The organism is Pseudomonas sp. OVF7, assembly GCF_030644265.1.
Classification (GTDB): Bacteria; Pseudomonadota; Gammaproteobacteria; order Pseudomonadales; family Pseudomonadaceae; genus Aquipseudomonas; species Aquipseudomonas gorinensis.
The window spans coordinates 3,458,880-3,481,158 of sequence record NZ_CP128996.1; the positions used below are offsets into that span (position 1 = coordinate 3,458,880).

Annotated in this window: 10 protein-coding genes; all 10 read left to right on the top strand. The window is 64.1% G+C overall.

Translation table 11 applies throughout. The features are described 5' to 3' along the window. The first annotated feature begins 236 nt into the window (after positions 1–236). The 10 genes from QU606_RS15895 (at position 237) to QU606_RS15940 (ending at position 22,276) form a co-directional block, all read left to right on the top strand. Positions 237–12,284 (top strand): filamentous haemagglutinin family protein, encoded by a 12,048-nt coding sequence (locus QU606_RS15895; RefSeq protein WP_304998565.1) that lies wholly within the window; start codon positions 237–239, stop codon positions 12,282–12,284. A gap of 965 nt (positions 12,285–13,249) precedes the next feature. Next, entirely contained in the window at positions 13,250–13,843 is a 594-nt protein-coding gene (locus QU606_RS15900; protein WP_150053729.1) for a transposase, read from the top strand. A gap of 59 nt (positions 13,844–13,902) precedes the next feature. Then, positions 13,903–15,489 carry a ShlB/FhaC/HecB family hemolysin secretion/activation protein gene (locus tag QU606_RS15905; RefSeq protein ID WP_024074820.1) on the top strand — a complete coding sequence of 529 codons (1,587 nt, stop codon included), beginning with the start codon at positions 13,903–13,905 and terminating at the stop codon, positions 15,487–15,489. A 24-nt stretch (positions 15,490–15,513) separates the two neighbouring features. Continuing rightward, on the top strand, positions 15,514–17,313 hold the full coding sequence (locus QU606_RS15910; protein ID WP_024074821.1) for a DUF2341 domain-containing protein: 1,800 nt from the start codon (positions 15,514–15,516) through the stop codon (positions 17,311–17,313). Positions 17,314–17,324: 11 nt separating this feature from the next. Further along, a complete protein-coding gene (locus tag QU606_RS15915) occupies positions 17,325–17,750 on the top strand; it encodes a biopolymer transporter ExbD (protein WP_304998566.1) in 426 nt (141 codons plus the stop codon). A gap of 3 nt (positions 17,751–17,753) precedes the next feature. Then, the gene (locus tag QU606_RS15920; RefSeq protein WP_304998567.1) at positions 17,754–18,458 is read left to right on the top strand and encodes an energy transducer TonB; all 705 of its coding nucleotides are present in this window, start codon (positions 17,754–17,756) and stop codon (positions 18,456–18,458) included. Between the two features lie 43 nt (positions 18,459–18,501). Continuing rightward, entirely contained in the window at positions 18,502–20,202 is a 1,701-nt protein-coding gene (locus QU606_RS15925; RefSeq protein ID WP_024074823.1) for a putative porin, read from the top strand. 18 nt (positions 20,203–20,220) lie between these two features. After that, positions 20,221–20,847 (top strand): DNA repair protein, encoded by a 627-nt coding sequence (locus QU606_RS15930; RefSeq protein ID WP_304998569.1) that lies wholly within the window; start codon positions 20,221–20,223, stop codon positions 20,845–20,847. Positions 20,848–20,867: 20 nt separating this feature from the next. Beyond that, entirely contained in the window at positions 20,868–21,338 is a 471-nt protein-coding gene (locus QU606_RS15935; protein WP_304998570.1) for a YbjN domain-containing protein, read from the top strand. After that, positions 21,335–22,276 carry a peptidylprolyl isomerase gene (locus tag QU606_RS15940; protein ID WP_024074826.1) on the top strand — a complete coding sequence of 314 codons (942 nt, stop codon included), beginning with the start codon at positions 21,335–21,337 and terminating at the stop codon, positions 22,274–22,276. Before QU606_RS15935 ends, QU606_RS15940 begins: the two co-directional genes overlap by 4 nt. Positions 22,277–22,279: the final 3 nt, after the last annotated feature.

Genomic DNA, 22,279 nt, shown 5'->3' on the forward strand with positions numbered 1-22,279 from the left:
GCTTGCTCGCGAAGGTCGTCAACGATGACGCGGGCTTGCTGAATGCCTGCGGCGTCCTCACGTTTTTCGCGAGCAAGCTCGCTCCTACAGAAACTGTGCGTCGTCTTTATCGGGCCGTTACCAGTCCTTTATGAACTTTGCATGACAGAAGTTCAGTCGCGCCCCCCGCCAACCGCCTAACCCTCATACACAAGCCTGTCTTGCCCCTGGGCGCCAATAAAGAAGGAAGATTCCCGATGGTCCGCTGCAAATCGCCGGTTAACCTGAAAGCCCAAGAGACGGTCCTGCGGCTCAAGCCCTTGGCCCACGCCATTGCCTTGTTGATGGTGGCAGGCAATGCCCAGGCGGCCACGGCGTTCAGTTCCGGTTGGTTTGCCGACAAAGGCGCGTCCCAGGCCGCGACGGCGGCGCGGATCAGTGCCGGGCAGGTGCCGGGGGTTCCAACGCTGAACCAGCAAGCGCGGGTCAACCAGCAGATGGCGCGCTCGATCAGCAACTTGAATACCAGTGTCGCGGCGATTGCCGCGCAGCAGGCGGCGCAAGCGGCAGGGCGCCAGGCGGCGTTTGGCCAGGTGTCGACGATTCCCGATGGCCTGGGCAAGGGCGGCCTGCAAGTTGACAACAGCCTGACCCAGGGCTGGACCAACGCCAAGGGCCCGACCCAGAGCCAATCTGGCGGCAAAACCACGGTGAGCATCGAACAGACGGCTGACAAGGCGATCCTCAATTGGGAGACCTTCAACGTCGGGCGCAACACCACCGTGGATTTCCAGCAGCAGGCCAGTTGGGCCGTGCTCAACCGCGTCAACGACCCCGATGCGCGGCCCAGCGAGATCCAGGGCCAGATCAATGGCGCCGGCACGGTGATGATCGTGAACCGCAACGGTGTGGTCTTCAATGGTACCAGCCAGGTCAACGTGCGCAATCTCGTGGCCGCCGCTGCGACCATCACTGATGAGCAGTTCACCCAGCGCGGTATTTACGTGGATGGCACCGGCACCCAGCCGACCTTCACCGACGCAGCGGGCAAGGTCCAGGTACAGCGCGGTGCGCTGATCCAGACCCACACCCCGTCCACCTCGACGGATGCGGGCGGCTATGCCTTGCTGCTCGGTTCGGAAGTGGACAACGCCGGTACGATCAACACCGCAAAGGGCCAGACCACCCTGGCGGCCGGCGACAGCTTCTATATCCGTAAAGGCGTCGGCACCGCAGGCAACGACCGCTCCACCACGCGCGGCAATGAAGTGGCGACCAGCCTCAAGGCCGGCAGCAACGCCGGCAAGGTCAGCAACAACGGCCTGATCATGGCCTCCACTGGTGACATCACCCTGACCGGGCACCAGGTGCAGCAAAACGGCGTGGCCCTGGCCAGCACCTCGGTGGACACCCGTGGCACGATTCACCTGCTCAATTCCGCCACCGACACCACCGGCAGTGTGACCCTGGGCGAGGGCAGCACCACCGCGATCCTGTTGGACAGCAGTGGCAGCACTGCGCTGAACAGCCAGCAAAGCAATGGCCTGACCAAGCTCGACGGCACCCCCGCCAACCTGATCACCGGTCTGTTCAACAACCTCAGCGCCGTGGCCGATCGCACCGACCAATCGCGTATCGAGATCGTCAGCGGCGGCACCGTGGACTTCCAGAAAGGCTCGATCACCCTGGCCACCGGTGGCCAGGTCGCGGTCAGCGCGACCGGGCGCAGCCTGGTGCGCGATGGGGCGATGATCGACGTGTCCGGCGCGGTGGGCGTCAAGGTGTCGATGGAAGCCAACAACATCAAGATCAACGTGCAGGGCAACGAGCAGCGCGATGCGCCGGTCAACCGTGACAGCGGGCAGTTGATCAACAACGATGTGTGGGTCGACCTGCGCGAGCTGGTGTTTGTGCCCGCCGGCACCAACGGCTATGCGACGGATCGCTGGTACACCGCCGGCGGCTTGCTGGAAGTCGGCGGCTACCTCGGCACCCAGGGCCACTCGGTGGGTGAGTGGATGGCCCAGGGCGGTACCGTGACCTTTACCGGCAAGGACGTGGTGACCCAAAAGGGCGCGCAGATCAACCTGTCGGGTGGCACCGTGGATGTGCAGGCCGGTTATATCCAACAGACCTGGCTCAAGGGCCCCGATGGGCGCTTGTATGAAGTGTCCAGGGCGCCGGGCGACATTCTCTATTCCGGTTTCTACAAGGGGTTTGAAGACACCAGTAAACGCTGGGGCCAGACCGAGTATTACTACAACCCCATGATCGCCAAGCAACGCCGTTACGAGTCGGGTTACACCGTGGGCCGCGATGCCGGCAAGCTGGTGGTCGGAACCACCAGCGCGGTGCTGGAAGGGCAACTGATCAGTGACGTCTTCCAGGGCGATCGCCAGACCCAGGCGCCAAACCTCAACCTCGACGGTTACCAGCAGTCACAGAAGGCCATGGCCCAGCGCGCGCAGTTGATCATTGGCGGGTACACACCGGTCTATAACAAGACCACCGGCACCCTGCGCTATGCCCTGAACGGCACTGCCGCCGAAGTGCTGATTGACAGCAACACCCAAAAGATCGCCGAGGGCCTGGACCTCAGCACCGCACTGCCGGCGGATCGCCAAGGCAAGCTGGTGCTCGACAGCGATCAGCTCAATGGCTACTCACTGAGCGCGATCAAAGTCGGTGCCACTCAGCAGATCACCGTCAACGGTGCGCTCACGGTGGCGGATGGCGGCGATATCACCTTGTTCGGGCCAGGGGTCAACCTCAACGCCAACCTCACGGCCCATGGTGGCAGCATCAATGCCGGTAACATTCTCAGCCAGGTCGACCCGCTTAAAGCCGGGGCTGTGGGTGACACGATCCTGGCGGGGGGCGGTATTGTCGACGTCGCCGGCGGGGTCAGGCTGGACACCACCGGGCGCTGGAACAACCTGCTGCTGGACCCAGCCAATACCGCCGGTGTGGCCTATGTGAACGGCGGCAAGGTGTCGCTGCGTAGCACCGCGAATGTCAACCTGGCGACGGGCAGTGTGGTGGACGTGGCTTCCGGTGGCACGCTGGGTGTGAATGGCACCCTCACTGGCGGCAAGGGCGGTGACGTGACCCTGGCGGCCCTTGGCACTTTGGCGCTGGACGGCGAGATTCGTGGCTATGGCGTCAGCGGCGGCGGCACCCTGGCGTTGCAGGCGCGCCAGGTGCAGATAGGCGACAGCGCCACGGCGCCGGCCGCCGACACCTTGCAACTGGCCGGCGACTTCTTCAATAAGGGCTTCTCGGCCTATGACATTACCGGCAATGAAGGGCTGCTGGTCACCGATGGCACCCAGGTGGATGTCACCACGCCGGTCTACCGTTTGGGCGAACAGACATCCGGCGTTTCGAGCGGCAGCGACCCGGCCGCTGCCCTTGAGCGCTGGACGCCAGCGCTGTACCAGGAAAACCCGACCCAAGGCGTATTGAACCAGCGCCTGGGTGCCAGCTTGAGCTTGACCGCGGGTCATCAGGACTCCACTGCGGCCGACCTGGCCACCACGACCCTGACCGTAGGCCAAGGCGCGGTGATCAATGTCGACCCCGGCCAGGGCATCAACCTGCGCAGCGTCGGCCAGCTGACGATGAACGGTACTCTCAATGCCTGGGGCGGGAGCGTCAGCCTCGGCGGCCTGACGGTGGGCAGCTCCGAAGCGACGAATGCCGTTGGCCATGGCCGCTCGATCTGGGTGGGCGAGAACGCGCTGATCGACGTGGCGTCGCGGGCGGTTACGGCGGTGAACAACCGTGGGGGGGTCTACGGTCAGGTGCGCAGTGGCGGCAAGATCAGCATCGGCGGCGATATCGACCTGGCGACCGGCATTGCCAAGGCCAGCGACCTGTTTGTGGTGGTGCGCAAGGGCGCGCGCCTGGATGCTTCGGGTGCCCAGGCGGCGCTGGACATTCCAGGCCAGGGCCGGGTGTTGGTCGCGAGCAAGGGCGGCAGCATCAGCTTGGCCTCCAACAATGGCCTGTACCTGGACGGCAGCGTTGTCGCCCGGGCCGGTGGTGCGGGGGCGGCGGGCGGTAGTTTGTCGCTGGCGCTGGAAAGCCCGTATTACGCCAAGAGTACGGTCACCGACAGGGTGCTCAATGTGCGCGAGCTGGTGATCAGTCAAGTCCATCAAGACAGCCTCTTACCGGGTACCGCCGATGCCGCGGCTGCGAGCCTGGAATACGGTCATGGCCGCCTTGGGGTGGATCAGGTCAGCGCTGGTGGTTTTGACAACCTGGCTTTGCTCAGCAACGGCCTGTTGAGTTTTGACGGCGACGTGGCGTTGAACATGGGCCAGAGCCTGCGCCTGTACAGCGGCGCCATGGGCCTGACTGAAAACGCTGCCGCTAATGCCCGTATCAACCTGTCGGCGCCTTACCTGTTGTTGGCGGGCATCCTTGCGCCGCTGGATCCCACAAAGGACCAATACCTGCATCCGGTGTTGACCTCAGGCATGTCGCGACGCGCCAGTCAGGCGGTATTCAACGCCGGTGGCAACCTGATCGATGTGCGCGGCAATGTGCTGATGGGCAACAAGAGTGATCTGACGCTGGCCGATGGCAGCCTGGTGACTGTCGACCGTCGCGGTTTCGACGATGTACAACTGACGAGCCAGGGCGACCTGCGCTTCTTGGCCGGTGCCGATGCAAACGTGATTGCCCAGGGCATCAGCACACAACTGATGACCCGGGGGGACATGACCCTGAGTGCCGCACAGCTGTACCCCGCGACCGAAGTCGGGGCGCGGGTGATCGCCGGTTACCTGGACGGTCTCAGCAACAATGGCACCGGCTTCAACTACGACCCGACGCGTACCTTGACCATTGCACGCACCGGTGACAGCCAGAGCGCCACGCCGTATTCGGCGTTCGGTCGCCTGCAATTGGGCGGCCCTACCATCAAGCAGGGCGGGGTGATACGCGCGCCCCTGGGGCTGATCGAAATTGGCAGCCTGGGCTCCAGTCGTGTCGAATTGCTGCCCGGCAGCCTTACCTCGGTGAGTGGCAAGGGGTTGGTGCTGCCCTATGGCGGCACGGTGGATGGGCAGGTTTATAAGTACAACGGCAAGACGGTGACGTTCATCGGCCAAGGAGGCTCAGCCCTCAACGGCACCCTTAATGTCGGCATGACGTTGGGCGGTGAGTCGGTGTTGGTGCGGCCTGGTGCTACCGTTGATCTGTCCGGCGGTGGCGAGCTGCTCGGGGCCGGGTTCATTTCCGGGCGCGGCGGCTCCACGGATGCGCGCTACAACCCGTTGGTGCAGTTCGGCGCAAATGGTGGCTTTGTGTTGCCGGGGCTGGGCACTAACCCGGTCTATGCGATTGTGCCCGGCGCGCAACCGGGCTACGCCCCGGTAGCACCGGAGGGTGGGGCCGTCGAGCCGCTTGTGGGCCAGCAGATCACGATCGGTGCTGGTGTGCCGGGGCTGGCGGCGGGCACTTATACGCTGATGCCGTCCACCTATGCCCTGATGCCGGGGGCGTTCAGGGTGGAAATCAACGGCCTGGCCGGCCTTGGCAGCCAAGGGGCAGCCCAACTGATGGGCAACGGCTCATGGTCCACTGCCGGGCAGCTGTCCATCGCCAACACCGGCATCAGCGACAGCATCGCGAGCCAAGTGATCCTGACCTCCGCCGATACCTTGCGCCGTTACTCCCAGTACAACGAAACCAGCTACGCGCAATTTGCCATAGCCGATGCCGCGCGGCTCGGTGTCCCACGGGCATTGCTGCCGGTGGATGCGAAGACCTTACAACTGGCCTTGCGCCTGGGGGCCGGGGCGGATGCTTTTTCGTTCCAGGGCAATGGTCGCTTCGAGGCCGCTGAAGGGGGGTACGGGGGTACCGTTGCGCTGATGAACGTAGACCACAGCGGTCTAGGCAACGACCTCGAAATCGTGGCTGCCGGCCGGGGCGCCACCAGTGGTTTCAACGGTATCACCGTGGATGCCGACAGCTTGAATTCGCTGGGTGCCGCGCGCCTGATGATCGGGGGGACGACAGTGGTCAACTACGGCCAGGCGGGCAACTACATAACCCTTGCCAACGGCACCACTGGCGCTCTCGTCTTGCGAGAGGGCGCGAGCCTGGCGGCGCCGGAAGTGTTCCTGGTGGCTTCCACCGGTTCCATCGTGGTGGAGCAGGGGGCGTCCATCAATACTATCGGGCGTGGCAAGGCCAGTTATGACGCGCGTGACGGTTTCATCTACAACCTGGCCAACACACTGGCGGTTTCCAACGGTTTGCTCAATGTGGTCGCAGCGGCGCAACCGGATGTCGGCCGCGGCATCCAGTTGGGGGTATGCAACAACGCGCCGTGCACTGGGCAGACCGCCCTGTACTCCGAAGGCAGCATTGTCGCCTTGACCGACAGCACCCTGCAGATGGGCGATCAGGTGCGTTATGGCACCCGTCACCTCAACCTGGGGCTGACCAGCATCAACGTTGGCAGCCCGCAAGCGCTGGCCGACGCCGCGGCGGGGAATCGCTTGCCAGCGGGCCTGACCCTCACCCAGCAAGTGCTCGACCGCCTGCTGCGCGGCGACACTCAGTTTGGCGCTCCGGCCCTGGAGACCCTGCAACTGTCGGCGCGGGACAGCTTCAATTTCTACGGCTCCGCCACCCTCGACACCTACGATGCGGTGACCGGCAAGTCCCTGTTGAACAACCTGATGCTCTCCACCCCGGCGATCTACGGTTCCGGGGGCGCGAATGATGTGGCGACCATCCATACCGCCAACCTGATCTGGCAGGGCGCCGAGGCAGCCCCTGGCATGGTGGTGGCGGGTGGTGCGGGCACCGGCAGCGGGCGCCTGGATATCAACGCCGAACGCATCGTGTTCGGTTATGGCGAGTTTGCCCAAGCCAGCACCACTGCAACGTTGAAGCGCCTCGCCCTGGGCTTTGCCAATGTCAACCTGAATGCCAGCGACCGCATCACCGCCAACCACAAGGGCAGCCTTTCGGTGTACCAGAGCCAAGGTGCCTATGACGCGCTCAAGGGCTTTGCCTACAGTGGCGGCAACCTGAATATCCTCACGCCACTGATGACCGGCGAAGCCGGCTCGGTGAATAAGATCACCGCGGGTGGCGCCATCGACATCAGCGCATCGGCAGGCCCGGTGGGTAAAGTGGAAGGCCTGGGCGGCGAGCTGTCGCTGCAGGGCGACAGCCTTCGCCTGGCCAGCGCGGTGGTACTGCCCAGCGGCAAGGTCACCCTGGGCGCCCGTGGCGACGTGGTGCTGACCGACAACGCATCGGTTGATGTGTCCGGTCGCTCGATCGTTTTCAACGACCTGACCAAATACAGCGCGGGGGGCGACGTGGTGCTGGAGAGTCGCGCAGGCAATGTGCAGCAGGCCGCGGGCTCGACCATCGACTTGTCGGCGCAGTACAACCAGGCGGGCAAGCTACGCGCCGTGGCGTTGGGCGGCACGGCCGGCACCGTCGACCTGGCGGGCAAGATCCTTGCGGGTAGCAGCGGTTATTACGATGCCGGCGGCACCCTGGTGCCGTACCTGGCCGGCGCGGTGGAGGTCCAGGCCCAGCACCTGGGTGGCAGCGGCACCTTGAGTGACCAGTTCGCCGCCCTCAACCAGCGTCTCAACCAGGGCCAGGTCTTTGGCGCGCGCAGCTTCCAGCTCAAGCAGGGCGACCTGATCATCGGCGACGGAGTCAAGGCCAACACCGTGGATGTCTCGGTGGACAGCGGCACGTTGCGCGTGACCGGCCGGGTGGACGCCAGTGGCGAGCGCGTCGGCAGCATCAACCTGGCTGGCAAGAACGGCCTGACCCTGGACGGCACTGCGGTGCTCGACGCCCATGGCACGCAATTGCGCGTGGACAGCTACGGCAAGATCATTGATTCGCCGAACCGCGCCATCGTGGTCCTGGGTTCCGGCACCGGCCAACTGACCCTGGCCGATGGGGCGCGAATTGACCTGCGCCATGGTACCGAAGCCGCCACCGCCAATGACGGGCGCAACCGTGGCACGTTGGAACTGAATGCGCCGCGCCTGGGTGCCGATGACATCGCGATCGACGCCAGTGGACGCTTGACGATCCAGGGCGCGCGCTCGATCGCCCTCAATGGCATGGCCACCTATGATAATGCGCCGCTCGGGACCGGTACGACCGCCAGCGGCAGGCCGTATCAGGTCATCACCCAGAAATACCTGGATGACATACACGGTCTCAACACCACGTTCATCAATGCGGCGTTGAGTAACACCAACCTGGTACAGAACAAGCTGGCCGGTCTGAACAATGCGACCTACGGCGATACGTTCCACCTGCGTCCCGGCGTAGAAATCATCAGCAAAACCGCCGATGGCGACCTGGTGGTACAAGGCGACCTGGACCTGTCCGGCTATCGCTACGCCAGCCTGAAATCGCCTACCCGTGCGGTGACCGAGGCGGGCAGCCTGACGCTGCGCGCCGGTGGTAACCTGAATATCTACGGCAGCATCAATGACGGCTTTGCAGTGCCTGCAGCGACGGCGGATGACAACGGCTGGGTACTGCGTGCGGGTCTCGATTACACCGGCGGCGCGGTGGTAATACCGCGCAACGGTGTGATTCTGGCGGACGGTACGACGTTCCCAGGTGGCACGACGCTTAACTTTGACCTGCCGATCAAAGCGCGGAGCCTGCCGGCTGGCACCCGGCTGCCGGTCGCAGTGACCCTCGCTGAGGAACTGGTGCTTCCGGCCGGCACGGTGCTGGCGGGCGCCGTGCGCGATGCGACAGGGAGTGTGCTGTACCCGGCAGGCACCCTGTTAAGCACAGCGGTGACCTTCCCGGCTGACAGTATCCTGGATGCCGGGAACGTGTTGGTCAGTCTGACCGAAGTCAAGCAGATGACCTGGCCTGCTGGCGTGCCGCTGCCCAGCGTAGCCTCCGTGACCCTCTTTGGCACCAAGGAACTGCCTCGTGGTGCGCGGTTGCCGGAGGGCGTCAACTTTAAATTTCCGGGGGCCGCAAAGTCGATACAGTTGCGAGTGCCGGACCCAAACTATCCGAACCGTCTATGGGCCGCAGCGCCCATGCTGCCTGAGGGCTCCCAGTCGTGGTCGATGCGCCTAGTGGGTGGGGCCGATACCCAGGCGGCCAACAGCCGGATGCTGCTGGCGCATCCACAGGCCGGTGCCGGTGATCTGCGCCTGGCCGACAGCCATTACGGTGTCTTCGGCCCGAGCAAGATAGTGGGCAGCAGCGCGCGTTTCAGCGTAATCCGCACCGGTACGGCGGACCTGGAATTGCTGGCCGCGGGTGATTTAAGCATGGAATCGCTCTTCGGCGTCTACACCGCCGGCAGTCCCACCGCTGCCACCGCCGGTAGCCCGCAAGGTGCCTGGTTCCCGGATGGGGGAGGTAATGTGTTGTTGAAGGTCGGTGGCAACCTGACCGGCAACATTACCAGCAAGGCGAGGTCCACTGGCGGGCGGCCGGTGACTACCGATGGTGAGGTGGATTCGGTCAACGTCGGCAATTGGCTCTGGCGTCAAGGCAATGGTTTGAGCGGCAGCCAGGCGCAACCCACCGCCTGGTGGATCAACTTTGGCTCCAAGGTGCCGTTAGCGGGGCTAGCGGATCGGATGGTGGGCTTTACCGGGTTCGGCACCCTGGGCGGCGGCAATCTGAATGTCGAGGTCGGTGGCGATGCGGGGATGCTCAAGCCTGTGGCGAACCTGGCTGGCAACATAAGCCCGCGCAGCACGGGCCTGGTCCTGGCGGTAGGCAGTACTGGGCGGGTCGCGGCCGATGGCAGCCTGCAACTCACCGGCGGCGGCGATCTGAACGTGCGGGTGGGTGGGGCGGTGAACCCCGGCAGCCAGACGGCGCTGGAGCATCTCAATGGCGCGGTGGTGGATCTGCGTGGGCATGTACAACTGACGGGTGGCGCCCTGGGTAGCCTGACGTTGCGTTATGGCAGCCAGCCTAAGGATCAGAGCCCCAGCGAAATCCGCGCCTACGATCCGACCCGCTCGACTTCTGCGGCCGCGACCGGTGGTTGGAGCCTGTTTCCGGGGGATGCGACCTTCAGCCTGGCCACCCGTGGTGACCTGGTGCTGCAGGACGTGGCCGACCCTGGCCGTGCACCGCAGATGAATATCCTGGCTTACGAGAATAATGGGGTCAGCGGTCTGGGGCAGAGCTGGTTCAGCCTGTGGACCAACCGCACAGCCATCGACTTGTTCTCGGCCGGTGGCAATCTCACGCCGTTGACCGATACCGCAGAGTCGGACATGGCAGCAGTGTATCCCGCGACATTACGTGCAGTCGCCGCCAATGGCAGCCTGTACTACGGCCGCGCTTCATCCTTCAACACAGCACCTTGGCCGGAGCTCAAGGCGCTGGTGTTGGCACCGTCGACCAACGGCCAGTTGCAGCTGCTGGCGGGGGATTCGATCTACGGCGGTGACCTGACGATCAGCCGTTCCAGCGCGGCGCCGAATAGTTTGGCGAGCATCCTGCATCCGGCTTTCCAGGGCTTTATTAGCAGGCGCCCGGACGTGGGCAGCGGGAATGTCTCTATCGACGGCAATATTGCCCGCCTGGGCATCTCCTACCCGTTGTTTGCCTTCGGTCCCAACACCGCCAGTACGTCATGGGGTGATGCTCTGGAGCCTGCACGTTTCTATGCGCTGAGCGGCGATCTGCTCGCGGTCAACAGTGGGCGTGCGATCACCATTACCGGCTCGGATGACGCGCGTTTCGGGCAGACCTATTACGAGGGCGCTGGCGCGGTACGGATGCTGGCCGGGCGAGATATTGTCCGCAGCGGCACTCTCCTGAGCGGCGCCACGGGCGGGGACCCGACGACCGGTCAGTACACCTTTGCGGGCAACCTGTTCGTGCATAACGGCGCCAGCGACATTTCCATCGCCAGCGCCGGTCGCGACATCCTCTACAGCAGCTTCAATGTCGCCGGCCCCGGCACCCTGGAAGTGACCGCTGGGCGCAATATCCTGATGGACGACCAAGTGGCGATCACCAGCCTGGGGGCCGTGGCTCCTGGCGACACCCGGCCCGGCGCGAGCATCGTGATGCAAGCCGGCGCAGGCCCCAACGGCCCGGATTACCGCCGCTTTGTCGAGGCCTACCTGAACCCCGCTAACCTGGCCCAGCCAGGGGAGTCGATCCAGGGCGGCAAAATCGCCAAGACCTACGAAAACGAACTGGTCTCCTGGCTGGCCGCACGCTTCGGTTTCGTCGGCAATAGCGAACAGGCGCGGACCTACTACGCCGCACTGCCGGTCGAACAACAGCGGGTTTTCGCCCGTGACGTGTACTTCGCCGAACTCAAGGCCGCCGGCCGCGAGTACAACCAGGACGGCAGCGTACGCCAGGGCAGCTATGTCCGTGGGCGTGCGGCGATTGCCAGGTTGTTCCCCGAGACCGACGTGGCCGGTAACCCGATCACCTACAAAGGCAATATCACGATGTTCGGCGGCGCGGGTGTACACACCAACTTCGGTGGCTCGATCCAGATGCTCACCCCAGGCGGCAACCAGACCTTCGGCATCGAAGGCGCGGCGCCTCCGTCGACGGCGGGTGTGATCACTCAGGGCTCGGGCAATATCCAGCTGTATTCCTTGGGCAGTATCCTGCTCGGCCAGAGCCGCATCATGACCACCTTCGGCGGTTCGATCATGGCCTGGACCGCCCAGGGCGACATCAACGCCGGGCGCGGTTCCAAGACCACCGTGGTGTACACACCGCCCAAGCGCGTCTATGACAACTGGGGCAACGTGGGCCTGTCGCCATCGGTACCGAGCACCGGGGCGGGGATCGCCACGTTGAACCCGATCCCGGAAGTGCCGGCGGGGGACATCGATCTGATCGCACCGCTGGGCACCATCGACGCGGGCGAGGCGGGCATTCGGGTGTCGGGCAACGTCAACATCGCCGCCTTGCGCGTGGTCAACGCGGCCAACATCCAGACCCAGGGCAAATCGTCCGGGGTGCCGGTGACGGCCACCGTCAACACCGGCGCCATGAGCTCGGCCAGCGCGGCGGGGGCGGCGGCGTCCCAGGCAGCGGAGGGTGCCGCACGCAGCCAGCAGGCGGCGGCCAAGCAGGGCAGGGCGTCGATCGTGACGGTGGAGGTACTGAGCTTTGGCTCCGAGCCGTTACAGCGCGAGCCGCAGGAACAGCAGAAAACCTCCGGCTATAACCCCAACAGCCCGGTGCAGGTACTGGGCGCCGGACCGTTGAGTGAACAGGCGCGTGCGCGCTTGACGGATGAAGAGCGCAAGCAGATCACCCTGTAAGGACTTAGAAAGGACCTCTCGATGTACCGTTTGGGGCGATCAATGATCGCCCCGTTTTTTTGGGGTTGTTGGCGCGGCGGCCTGATAGCCGACCGGATTTGTGCCTGGTGACTCGGTTAAAAATGTGGAAGGGGGCTTGCCCCCGATGAGGGAGTGTCAGTCACTTATTTGTTAACTGACCCGGCGCCATCGGGGGCAAGTCGAATCGTCGCACCGCCCCTCCCACAATTGGATCTCCACAGGGCAGAGATCTCCATAGGTCAGGTAGACCTCGGCCTGGTTTTGCTGTGGGTTTTGTAGCCTTGGAGCCGACCGGTGTTGTGGCTGGTGTACTCGGTAAAAATGTGGGAGGGGGCTTGCCCCCGATGAGGGTGTGTCAGTCACTTATTTGTTAACTGACCCGGCGCCATCGGGGGCAAGCCCCCTCCCACAATTGGATCTTCATAGATCAGATATCTCTGCAAGTCAGGTAGACCTCACTCTGCTTTTGCTCTGGCTTTTGATCTTGATCTTAGGCGCCCCGTTAAACCACGCTGGCCGAACGCAGGCTTGAATCCGTGGGTAACCCGGCAGGACGCCGGGTTAGCCGTCCTGGGCCAGGGATGGCCCATGACGGCGGCCCACGGATTCAAGCCGGAGTGAGGGCACACCGAGCCTAAGCGAGGTGCCGAGTGGTGGGGCAAGAGCCCTTTTGGTTACTTTTGGGGCTCTTTTCCAAAAGTGACCCGCCGTAAGGGCGGAACCGCCAGCCGCCGTTACCGCAGAAACGGATATGTACACGGAACCCCCGCCCCCCAACCCCCCCCCAAAAAAATTGCCCCCCACCCAATCCCAAATGAAGCTTTCATGACAAAAGTTCGGTAGCTCCCCCCCATCCCCGTCTTGCCTATGTAACGCGCTGGAGGCGACCACAAATCACCTCCCCAGCCGTCAGCAGGACGCCAGGAGTGGGGCAAATGGGAACTATGGAACGTTACTCGAAAGTCGGCATGCAGGAGCTCGACCAGCGCCTGTCGAAGATCGTCGAAGCCGCGCGCAAGAAACCGGTCTCGGTGTACCGCTACGGCGCACCGTGGGTGTGGATCGTCTCCCAGGACGATTGGCAGGGCGCCTTGAAGGAAGTCTCCAGCTACATCCCGGCGAGCCATTCGCTGGTGTTGCTGCGCCCGCAGATCGACGAGGTGTTCGACCGGCACCCCGACCTGCTGCAGCCCGCCCCGGGGATGCTGATCGCACCGCGCACCGTGCTGCAGATCCTGTTGTTGCAACTGCTGTACTCGGTGCCCAGCGAACAGCAACTGCACGAGCAGCTCAACTACAACCTGCTGTTCCGCTGGTTCGTCGGCCTCGACCTGCACCAGAAGGTGTGGGGCCTCCACGTCCTGCAACGCGACATTGCCACCTTGCTGAACAACCCTCGGGCGGTGCAGCTGATCCAGACCATCATCGGTGACGTGTTTGGCGGCGCCTTGCTGCACATGCAGGAGTTCTCCCTGAACTTCGCGCTGCTGCACACCTGGCTGGCCCGGCACAGCCAGCTTTCGACCATCCGCAATTGAGCAGGCCAAACGCCATACACACGGCGACGGCGCAATATTTTAGACACTTAGGGGGCTGTGTGGAGCATCTGTTCAAGTCAACGTTGGCGCTGTGCTGCCTGACGCTGGGCGCCTTTGCGCAGCCGGTGCTGGCCGAAGAGGGCGAAGCCCCGGCGCGCCGGGTGGACGTCAACGAGTACTTCGTGCGCGGCAATACCGTGCTCGATGCCGCAACGATCGAGGAGGCGGTGTACCCGTTTCTCGGCCCGCAAAAGACCCTGGGCGATATCGAAGGCGCCCGCGATGCGTTGCAGAAGATCTACCAGGCACGGGGTTACCAGTCGGTGTTTGTGGAACTGCCCGAGCAGAAGGTCGATGACGGCATCGTGTTCCTGCAAGTCAGCGAAACCAAGGTCGGCCGCGTGCGCGTCGTTGGGGCCAAGCATTACTCACCCGTGGAAATTCGCGAAGAAGTGCCGGGCCTGAAAGAGGGCGCCGTGCCGGATTTCACCTCGGTGCAAAGCCAGCTGGCCGGGCTCAACCGCAGCGCCGGTCGGCAGGTTACGCCGCTGGTTCGCGAAGGCCAGCGCCCCGGCACCATGGACGTGGATTTGCAGGTGGAAGACCAGAACCCCTGGCACGCCAGTCTCGGCCTGAACAACGACTACAGCGCCGACACCGAGAAGCTGCGCTCGGTCGCGACCCTGGGCTACGACAACCTCTGGCAACTGGGCCACAGCATTTCCCTGACCTACTTCACCGCCCCCGAGGACAGCTCGAATGCCAAGGTCTGGTCGGGTTCCTACAGCGCCCCGCTGGATGAGCGCTGGACCTTGCAGTTCTCCGGCTACCAGTCCGACAGCAACATCGCCACCATCGGCGGCAGCAACGTGTTGGGCAAGGGCCACTCCTACGGGGTATCGGCCATCTACAACCTGCCGGCGGCAGGCAACTGGGCCAATTCGTTTTCGTTCGGGATCGACTTCAAGGATTTCGACGAGGAGCTGAAGTTCGGCAACAGCAGCGACCAGGTACCGCTCAAGTACGCGCCGTTGACCTTTGGCTACAACGGTTATCGCTACACCGAGCAATCCCAGTTGGGGCTGGGCTTGAACCTGATCGTCGGCACCCGCGCATTTTTTGGTTATGGCAGCGACGCTAAAGCGTTCGACAACAAGCGCTACAAGGCCAGTGCCAGCTTCGCCGTGCTCAAGGGCGACCTGAATTACACCTACACCTTCGCCAACGATTGGCAGTCGGCGAGCAAGGCCGGCTTCCAGTTGGCCTCGGGGCCGCTGGTGTCCAACGAGCAGTATTCCGCCGGCGGCGCCACCTCGGTGCGCGGCTACCTGGCGGCCGAGCGCACCGGGGATGAAGGTTTCCTGCTCTCCCAGGAGTTGCGCACACCGTCCCTGGCCAAGTTCCTCGGCAGCTACGTACAGGAGTGGCGCTTCTATGCGTTCGCCGAAGGTGCGCGCCTGCGCCTGCATGACCCGCTGCCCGAGCAGGAAGACGAATACAGCCTGGCCAGTGTCGGCCTGGGCACCCGCGCCAGTTTGAGCAAATGGTTGTCCGGCAGCCTGGATTGGGGCTACCCGCTGCTCGACGGACCGAACACCCAGAAACAGGACTCGCGACTGCACTTCAGTGTGCAGGCGACTTTCTGACCCTTTTCCCCGGAGACTCTTCCCATGCAACGCCTAATCCTGAGCCTGTTGATCTGCCTGGGCTTCGCGCTCCCGGCCACTGCCCATGCCTGGTGGCAAGACGACTGGCATTACCGCAAACAGATCAGCGTGGACACCACCGCCCAAGGCGCGGCGATCAGCCAGGCCCTGGGCCGTACCGCGCTGTTGGTGCGCCTGCACACCGGCAACTTCACCTTTGACGGGGTCAAGGATGACGGCAGCGACCTGCGCTTTGTCAGTGCCGATGACAAGACGGTGTTCAACCACCAGATTGAAAGCTTCGACCCGCTGATGGGCATGGCGCTGATCTGGGTCGATGTGCCCAAGGTCGAGGGCGGCCAACGCCAGGACCTGTGGATGTACTACGGCAACCAGAAGGCCCCGGCCACGGCGAACGGCCAGTTGACCTTCGACCCGAACTACACCGCGATCTACCACTTTGACGGCGCCAATGCGACGCCGCCGCGTGACACCACGGCCTATGCCAACACCGCGCTCAACGCCACCGGCACCAGCATCGACGGTGTGATCGGCCGCGCCTTGCAGTTCGGCGGCCAGCCGCTGCTGTTGCCGGCCAGCCCATCGCTGCAACACGCCGCGGGTGGCGCCTTCACCTTCAGCGCCTGGCTGCGCCTGGACCAGGCCAGCGGCGAGCAAATCGTCGTGGCCCGCCGTGAGGGGCCCCACAGCCTGTTGCTGGGCGTGAACCAGGGCATGCCGTTTGTCGAGATCGACGGCCAGCGCGCGGCGTCGACCCAGCCGCTCAACCCTGGCCAATGGCAGCACCTGGCGTTCACCGCCGAGGGTGAAAAAGTCGCGCTGTATGTCAATGGCCGCGAAACCGCGAGCCTGGCAGTGGCCATGCCAGCGTTGAATTCACAATGGGCGATTGGCGCCGACCTGCCCGAAGCCGGCAGCACGCACCTGCCATTCGCCGGGGCCATCGATGAGTTGCGCCTGTCCAAGGTGGCCCGCCCGGCTGCGTTGTTGCTGGCCGACGCGAGCGCCCAGGGCGCCGAGTCGAAACTGGTGGCCTACGGGGTGGATGAAGAGCAGTCGGGCTTCGGTTTCGGCAGCCTGGGCTTTTTGCTCAAAGCCGTGCCGGCGGACGCCTGGGTGATCATCCTGGTGCTGGTGGCGATGATGTTCCAGTCGTGGTTCATCATGATCCGCAAGAACCGCATGGTCAGCCGCGTGAGCAGTGCCAACGAGGTGTTTCGCGAGCAGTTCGCGCAGATCGGCACGCGCCTGGAAATGTTCTATGACGACGCCGTGCTCGCCGAACGCCTGACGCATTCCTCGCTGTGGCGCCTGTACCGTGTGGCGATCAAGGAGATCCGCACCCGTCGCGCCCAGGGCGCCGACACGTCGTCGGTGTCGGCGGCGACCATCGAAGCCATCCGCTGCTCCATGGACGGCGTGCGCACCCGTGAAAACCAGGCGCTCAGTTCCAAACTCTCGACCTTGTCCAACGCCATCGCCGGCGGCCCGTATATCGGCCTGCTCGGTACGGTGCTGGGGATCATGGTGGTGTTCCTCGGCACGGCCATGGCCGGCGACGTGAACATCAACGCCATCGCCCCAGGCATGGCGGCCGCCTTGCTGGCCACGGCCATGGGGCTGTTCGTCGCGATTCCCGCACTGTTTGGCTACAACCGCCTGATCACGCGCAACAAGGAAGTCAGCGCCGACATGCGTGTGTTTGTCGACGAGTTCATCACCCGCCTGGCGGAGATGCACGGCGAGAGCCAGTTCAGTGAAGCGGGGCACCGTGCTCCGCACCACGCGCCGGTTTCGGCCTGAGGAGAATCGCCATGGCTTCCGTAAATGCCTCCCACGACGATGATGACGACGCGGCTGTCGACAGCATCAACATCACGCCCTTGGTGGACGTGCTGATGGTGGTGCTGGTGATGTTTATCCTCACCGCCACCGCCCAGGTCTCGGGCATCCAGATTCACTTGCCCAAGGCCAGCGCCTCGGTGTCGTTGTCCGAGGCCAAGACCAAGGCCATCTCGGTGAACGATGGCGGCCAGGTGTTCCTCGATGCCTACCCGGTCACCCTCGTCGAGCTGGAAGAACGCCTGCGCATCGAGAAAGCGCTGAACCCGGACTTCCCGGTGATCGTGCGCGGCGACGCCATGGTGCAGTACCAGAAGGTGATCGAGGTGCTCGATTTGCTGCGGCGGCTGGAGCTGTCCCAGGTCGGGCTGGTCACCGGCAAGCCGAGCCAGGGCTGAGCCATGACTGCACAGATCCCGATGCCGCCGTTGCCGGTAAAGAACAAGCCGCCGCTGCGCCCGCTGAAGTGGGGCGCCGGCCTGCTGCTGGGCGCCGTGGCGGCCTGGTTCCTCTGGCAATGGGCCAATGACATGAGTGGCGTACGCCGCGAAGCGCCGAAGGTGCCGACGATTATCCCGTTGCCGCCACCGCCGCCACCGCCGCCGGAAAAACCCAAGGAACCCGAGCCCAAGGTCGAGGAAAAAGTCCCTGAGCCGGTGCCCACCCCTGAACCCGAGGAGGTCAAGCCGGCAGAAGAAGCACCGCCTTCGCCGGTTGATGATCTGGCCAACCCGATGCAGATCGACGGCGACGCGCAATCGGGCAATGACGCTTTCAACATCGGCGCGGGCAAGGGCGGCGGCATGGCGGGCAGTGGCGGCGGTGGCCTCGGTGCCGGTACCTACAAGCAGTACCTGGCCGGTGTGTTTCAGCGCCTGCTGAGGGAAGACCCGGAGTTACGCAAGAAGGCCTACGCGGTACAGGCGGACGTGTGGTTGAGCACCGAGGGCCAGGTCACGCGGGTTGAACTGGCCAAGTCCAGCGGCGACGCCGAGACCGATGCCCAGGTGCTGGCGGCCTTGCGCACACCCCATGCCACGCAACGCGTTCCTGCGTCCGTGACCCTGCCGGTACGCCTGTCCCTCAAGGGTCGGCGCCCGGATTGAACAAACCTACTTATTCGCAGTTTTTTACAGGAGTTGCGTACACATGATTTCCCCCGTGAATCGACTGACCCTGGCGGTCGGCATGGTCATCGCGACCCTGGTCGGCCAGGCGGCTGCAGCCCCGGTCGCGCCTTCGGAAAACGTCACGATCAACCTGATCCGCCTGCTGGTGCAACAAGGCGTACTGACCCAGGACACCGCCAATGGGCTGATTGCCCAGGCGGAAAAAGAAGCCCAGCAGGCACGCCAGGCCAATGCCGCCCCGGTGGTCGCCAGCGGCCCGGCGGCGGCGCCTGGGGATGTGCGCGTGCAGTACGTGCCGCAGGCGGTGCGCGACCAGATCCGCGACCAGGTCAAAGCCGAGGTGATGGCCACCGCCAAGCAGGAAAACTGGGCCCAGCCCAATACCTTCCCGGATTGGGTCTCGCGCATCAGCTTCGATGGCGATATCCGCCTGCGTGACGAGTCGCGCTACTTCTCAGGCAACAACAGCCCGGAAATCACCGACTTCGCCAAGCTCAATGACACCGGCCCGTATGACGTCAACAAGAACTCGAACACCAAGTTCCCGCCGTTGATCAACACCACCCAGGACCGCGAGAACCTGTTCCGCCTGCGCGCGCGCCTGGGCATGAAAGCGGTGATCTCGCCGGAGTGGACCGCGGGTATTCGCCTGGGCACCGGCTCTGACAATAACCCGGTGTCCACCACCCAGACCCTGGGCGGTGGCTTTGGCAAGAAGGACATCTGGCTCGACCAGGGTTACCTGAGCTGGAAAGCCAACGATGCCATGACCCTGACCGCGGGGCGTATCGCCAACCCGTTCTACTCCACCGACATGATGTACTCCACCGACCTCAATTTCGACGGCGTGGCCGCGATCTTCAATCACACGCTCAGCAACGAATGGGGCCTGTTCGGCACCCTGGGTGCGTTCCCGGTCGAATACACCTCGGATGCGGCCACTACCAACGGCATCGACAAGCAAGACAGTGAGACCAAGTGGCTGTTCGGTGGGCAGATCGGCGCGGACTGGAAGATCAACCGCAGCAACCGCCTCAAGCTGGCCGCGGCGTACTACCAGTTCCAGGATATCGAGGGTGAACGCTCCAGCCCTTGCTCGACGTGGAAGGGCGCACCCGGTTGCGACACTGACGGCACCCGCGTGGCCTTTATGCAAAAAGGCAATAGCGTGTTCAACCTGCGCAACAACACCACCAACCCGGCCACCCCAACCACCACCCCGGACCCACAATACGTGGGCCTGGCATCCAAGTTCGATGTGCTGGACCTCAACCTCGTCTGGGACAGCGAACTGCCGAGCGACTTCAAGCTGCGCACCCAGGGTAACTTCATCCACAACCTGGCCTACGACAAGGGCGAAATGCTCAAGCGCAGCGAAGGCGAGATCGTCAACAACATCAACAGCAATGGCCAGTTTGAAAGTGGCGGCAATGCCTTGATGGTCTCCTTCACCCTCGGCAGCGCGCTGGAGATGCGCAAGCGCGGCGACTGGAACGTCTTGGCCGGCTACAAGTACATCCAGCCGGACGCCTTGCCCGACGGCTTCAACGACTCCTCGTTTCACCTGGGCGGCACCAACGCCAAGGGGTATTTCATTGGCGGCAACTACGGTATCGACAAGAACATCTACGCCAGTGCGCGTTGGTTGAGCGCATCCGAAGTGTATGGCGCGCCGTTTGAAGTCGATGTGATGCAACTGGAACTCAACACGCGCTTTTGATGCGCAGGGAGATGCCACATGAACACGCGAATATGCGCGCTGCTGTTGGCGCTGGTCGCCACCGGGGCCTCGGCCGAAGGCATGGAAGAGCGCCTGCGCACGCAACTGCGCAGCACCACCCAGCAGTTGCAGGCGTTGCAAAGCGAACAGGCCCAGGCCAGCGCTGCACGCCTGGCCGCTGAAAACCAGGCCAAGCAGGCCCAGGCGCAGATCAAGCAACTGACCGCCGAGCTGGAAAAAGCCCGTGGTACCGCTGAGCAACTGGCCGGCCAGCAACAGAGCCTGCACAGCCAGGCGCAGGCCCAGGTGGCGGCGAGCAACGAGCAGATCGGCAAGTTCAAGAAGGCCTATGAAGAACTGCTGGCCCTCGCCAAGGGCAAAGAGGCCGAGCGCGCGCGGCTGCAAGCACAATTGAGTGAACGTGACACACAAGTGCAGCAATGTTCAGCCAAGAATCAACAAATGTACGGCGTGGCCCAGCAGTTGCTTGCGGCCTACGAAAAAATCGACGTGGCCGAGGTGATGAGTATTCGCCAGCCCTTCGCCAGTGGTGCGCGGGTCAAGTTCGAGGAACTGGCCCAGGGCTTTGGCGACGATTTGTACAAGACCCGTTTTGACGCGCCCCAGGCAGCTGCCACTCACTGATAGACAAGGAAGAGATCCCCATGAGCGAATTGATCACCGGCGTGACCGTCCAGAGTTTGACCGAGCTGCTGCAAGAGGCCGGCTACCGGGTCAACCAGAGCGAACAGAACGGCATCGTGCAACTGCTCAGCGCCAGCCAGGGCATCGGCTATGCCGTGCGCTTTGGCAACCCGTCGGCAGAGCCGGGCAGCTATGTGGACTTCACCTACAGCTGCGCGCTGCGGGTACAGGGCGCATTGCCCGAGGGCCTGGCCCAGGTGTGGAATGCCTCGCGCCGCTTTGCGCGGTTGTCGTTGCAGGGCGAGTTCCTGTTGATGGAAATGGACGTGGTGGTGGCCGGCGTTGGCGCCACGCACCTGCGCAGCCAGCTGGAGCTGTGGGACCGCCTGTTGCAGGAATTTATCGTCTACCTGCGTGAATACAGCCAACAGGCTGCGCAGTTGCAGGCCCAGGCGACTGAACCCGTGGCTGAAGAGGCGCCGATCCTGTGAAAAAGCCAACCTTGCTTGTCGGCGCCGGTGCGCTGACGTTGCTGGTGGTGGCGGTGGGGCTGAGCCTGCGCCCGGGCAGCGACCCGGTCGCCGCGCAGCAGCCGGCGCCCGCCGTCAGCCCCGAACAGAGCGGGCCAGCCGTGGCGCGCCTGGGCAACCAGCACATTGACCTGACTGAACTGAAAAGCGTGCTGGCGAGCCTGCCGGCCGAAACCCGCGAGCAACTGCGCGGTAACCGCGGCGCCCTGGAGACCTGGCTGCGTTCGCGCCTGGCGCAGAAGGCCGTGCTCGAACAGGCCGACGCCCAGGGCTGGCGCCAGCGCCCGGAGGTGGAGCAACAGACCCGCGCCGCCACCGAGCAGATCGTGTTCCGCGACTACATGCTCTCGGTCAGCCAGGTGCCGGCCGATTACCCCAGCGCCGCCGAGTTGCAACAAGCCTACGACAGCGGCAAGGCGCAGTGGGTGACGCCGCCGATGTATCGGGTCAGCCAGATTTTCCTGGCGGTGGATGGCCCGCAAAGCGTCGACGCGGTGCGGCGCCAGGCCCAGGAACTGAGCCGCAAGGCCCAGGCGGCGCCGGCGGATTTTGCCGCCCTGGCCGCGCAATATTCCCAGGACCCTGGCACTGCGCAACAGGGCGGCGATTCGGGCTTGCAGCCGTTGCAGCAACTGGTACCGCAGGTGCGCGAGGTGGTCTCGCGGCTCAAGGTCGGCGCGGTGTCGGACGCGGTGCAGAGCGCGGCGGGTTTTCATGTGCTCAAGCTCACCGCGCAGCAACCGGCGCGTACCGCCACCCTCGACGAACTGCGCGAGCGCCTGACCCAGGCCCTGCGTGCCCAACGTCAGGAGCAGATTGCCAAGGCGTACCTCGAAGGCATGCTCAACACCGCCACCTTGAGCATCGACGGAGCACAGCTGAACACCGTGCTGGAGTGATAC

Bases quoted from the DNA above. Each gene is read 5' to 3' on its own strand.
- QU606_RS15895 (WP_304998565.1), top strand. From the start codon at position 237: ATGGTCCGCTGCAAATCGCCGGTTAACCTGAAAGCCCAAGAGACGGTC.
- QU606_RS15900 (WP_150053729.1), top strand. From the start codon at position 13,250: ATGGAACGTTACTCGAAAGTCGGCATGCAGGAGCTCGACCAGCGCCTG.
- QU606_RS15910 (WP_024074821.1), top strand. From the start codon at position 15,514: ATGCAACGCCTAATCCTGAGCCTGTTGATCTGCCTGGGCTTCGCGCTC.
- QU606_RS15915 (WP_304998566.1), top strand. From the start codon at position 17,325: ATGGCTTCCGTAAATGCCTCCCACGACGATGATGACGACGCGGCTGTC.
- QU606_RS15920 (WP_304998567.1), top strand. From the start codon at position 17,754: ATGACTGCACAGATCCCGATGCCGCCGTTGCCGGTAAAGAACAAGCCG.
- QU606_RS15925 (WP_024074823.1), top strand. From the start codon at position 18,502: ATGATTTCCCCCGTGAATCGACTGACCCTGGCGGTCGGCATGGTCATC.
- QU606_RS15930 (WP_304998569.1), top strand. From the start codon at position 20,221: ATGAACACGCGAATATGCGCGCTGCTGTTGGCGCTGGTCGCCACCGGG.
- QU606_RS15935 (WP_304998570.1), top strand. From the start codon at position 20,868: ATGAGCGAATTGATCACCGGCGTGACCGTCCAGAGTTTGACCGAGCTG.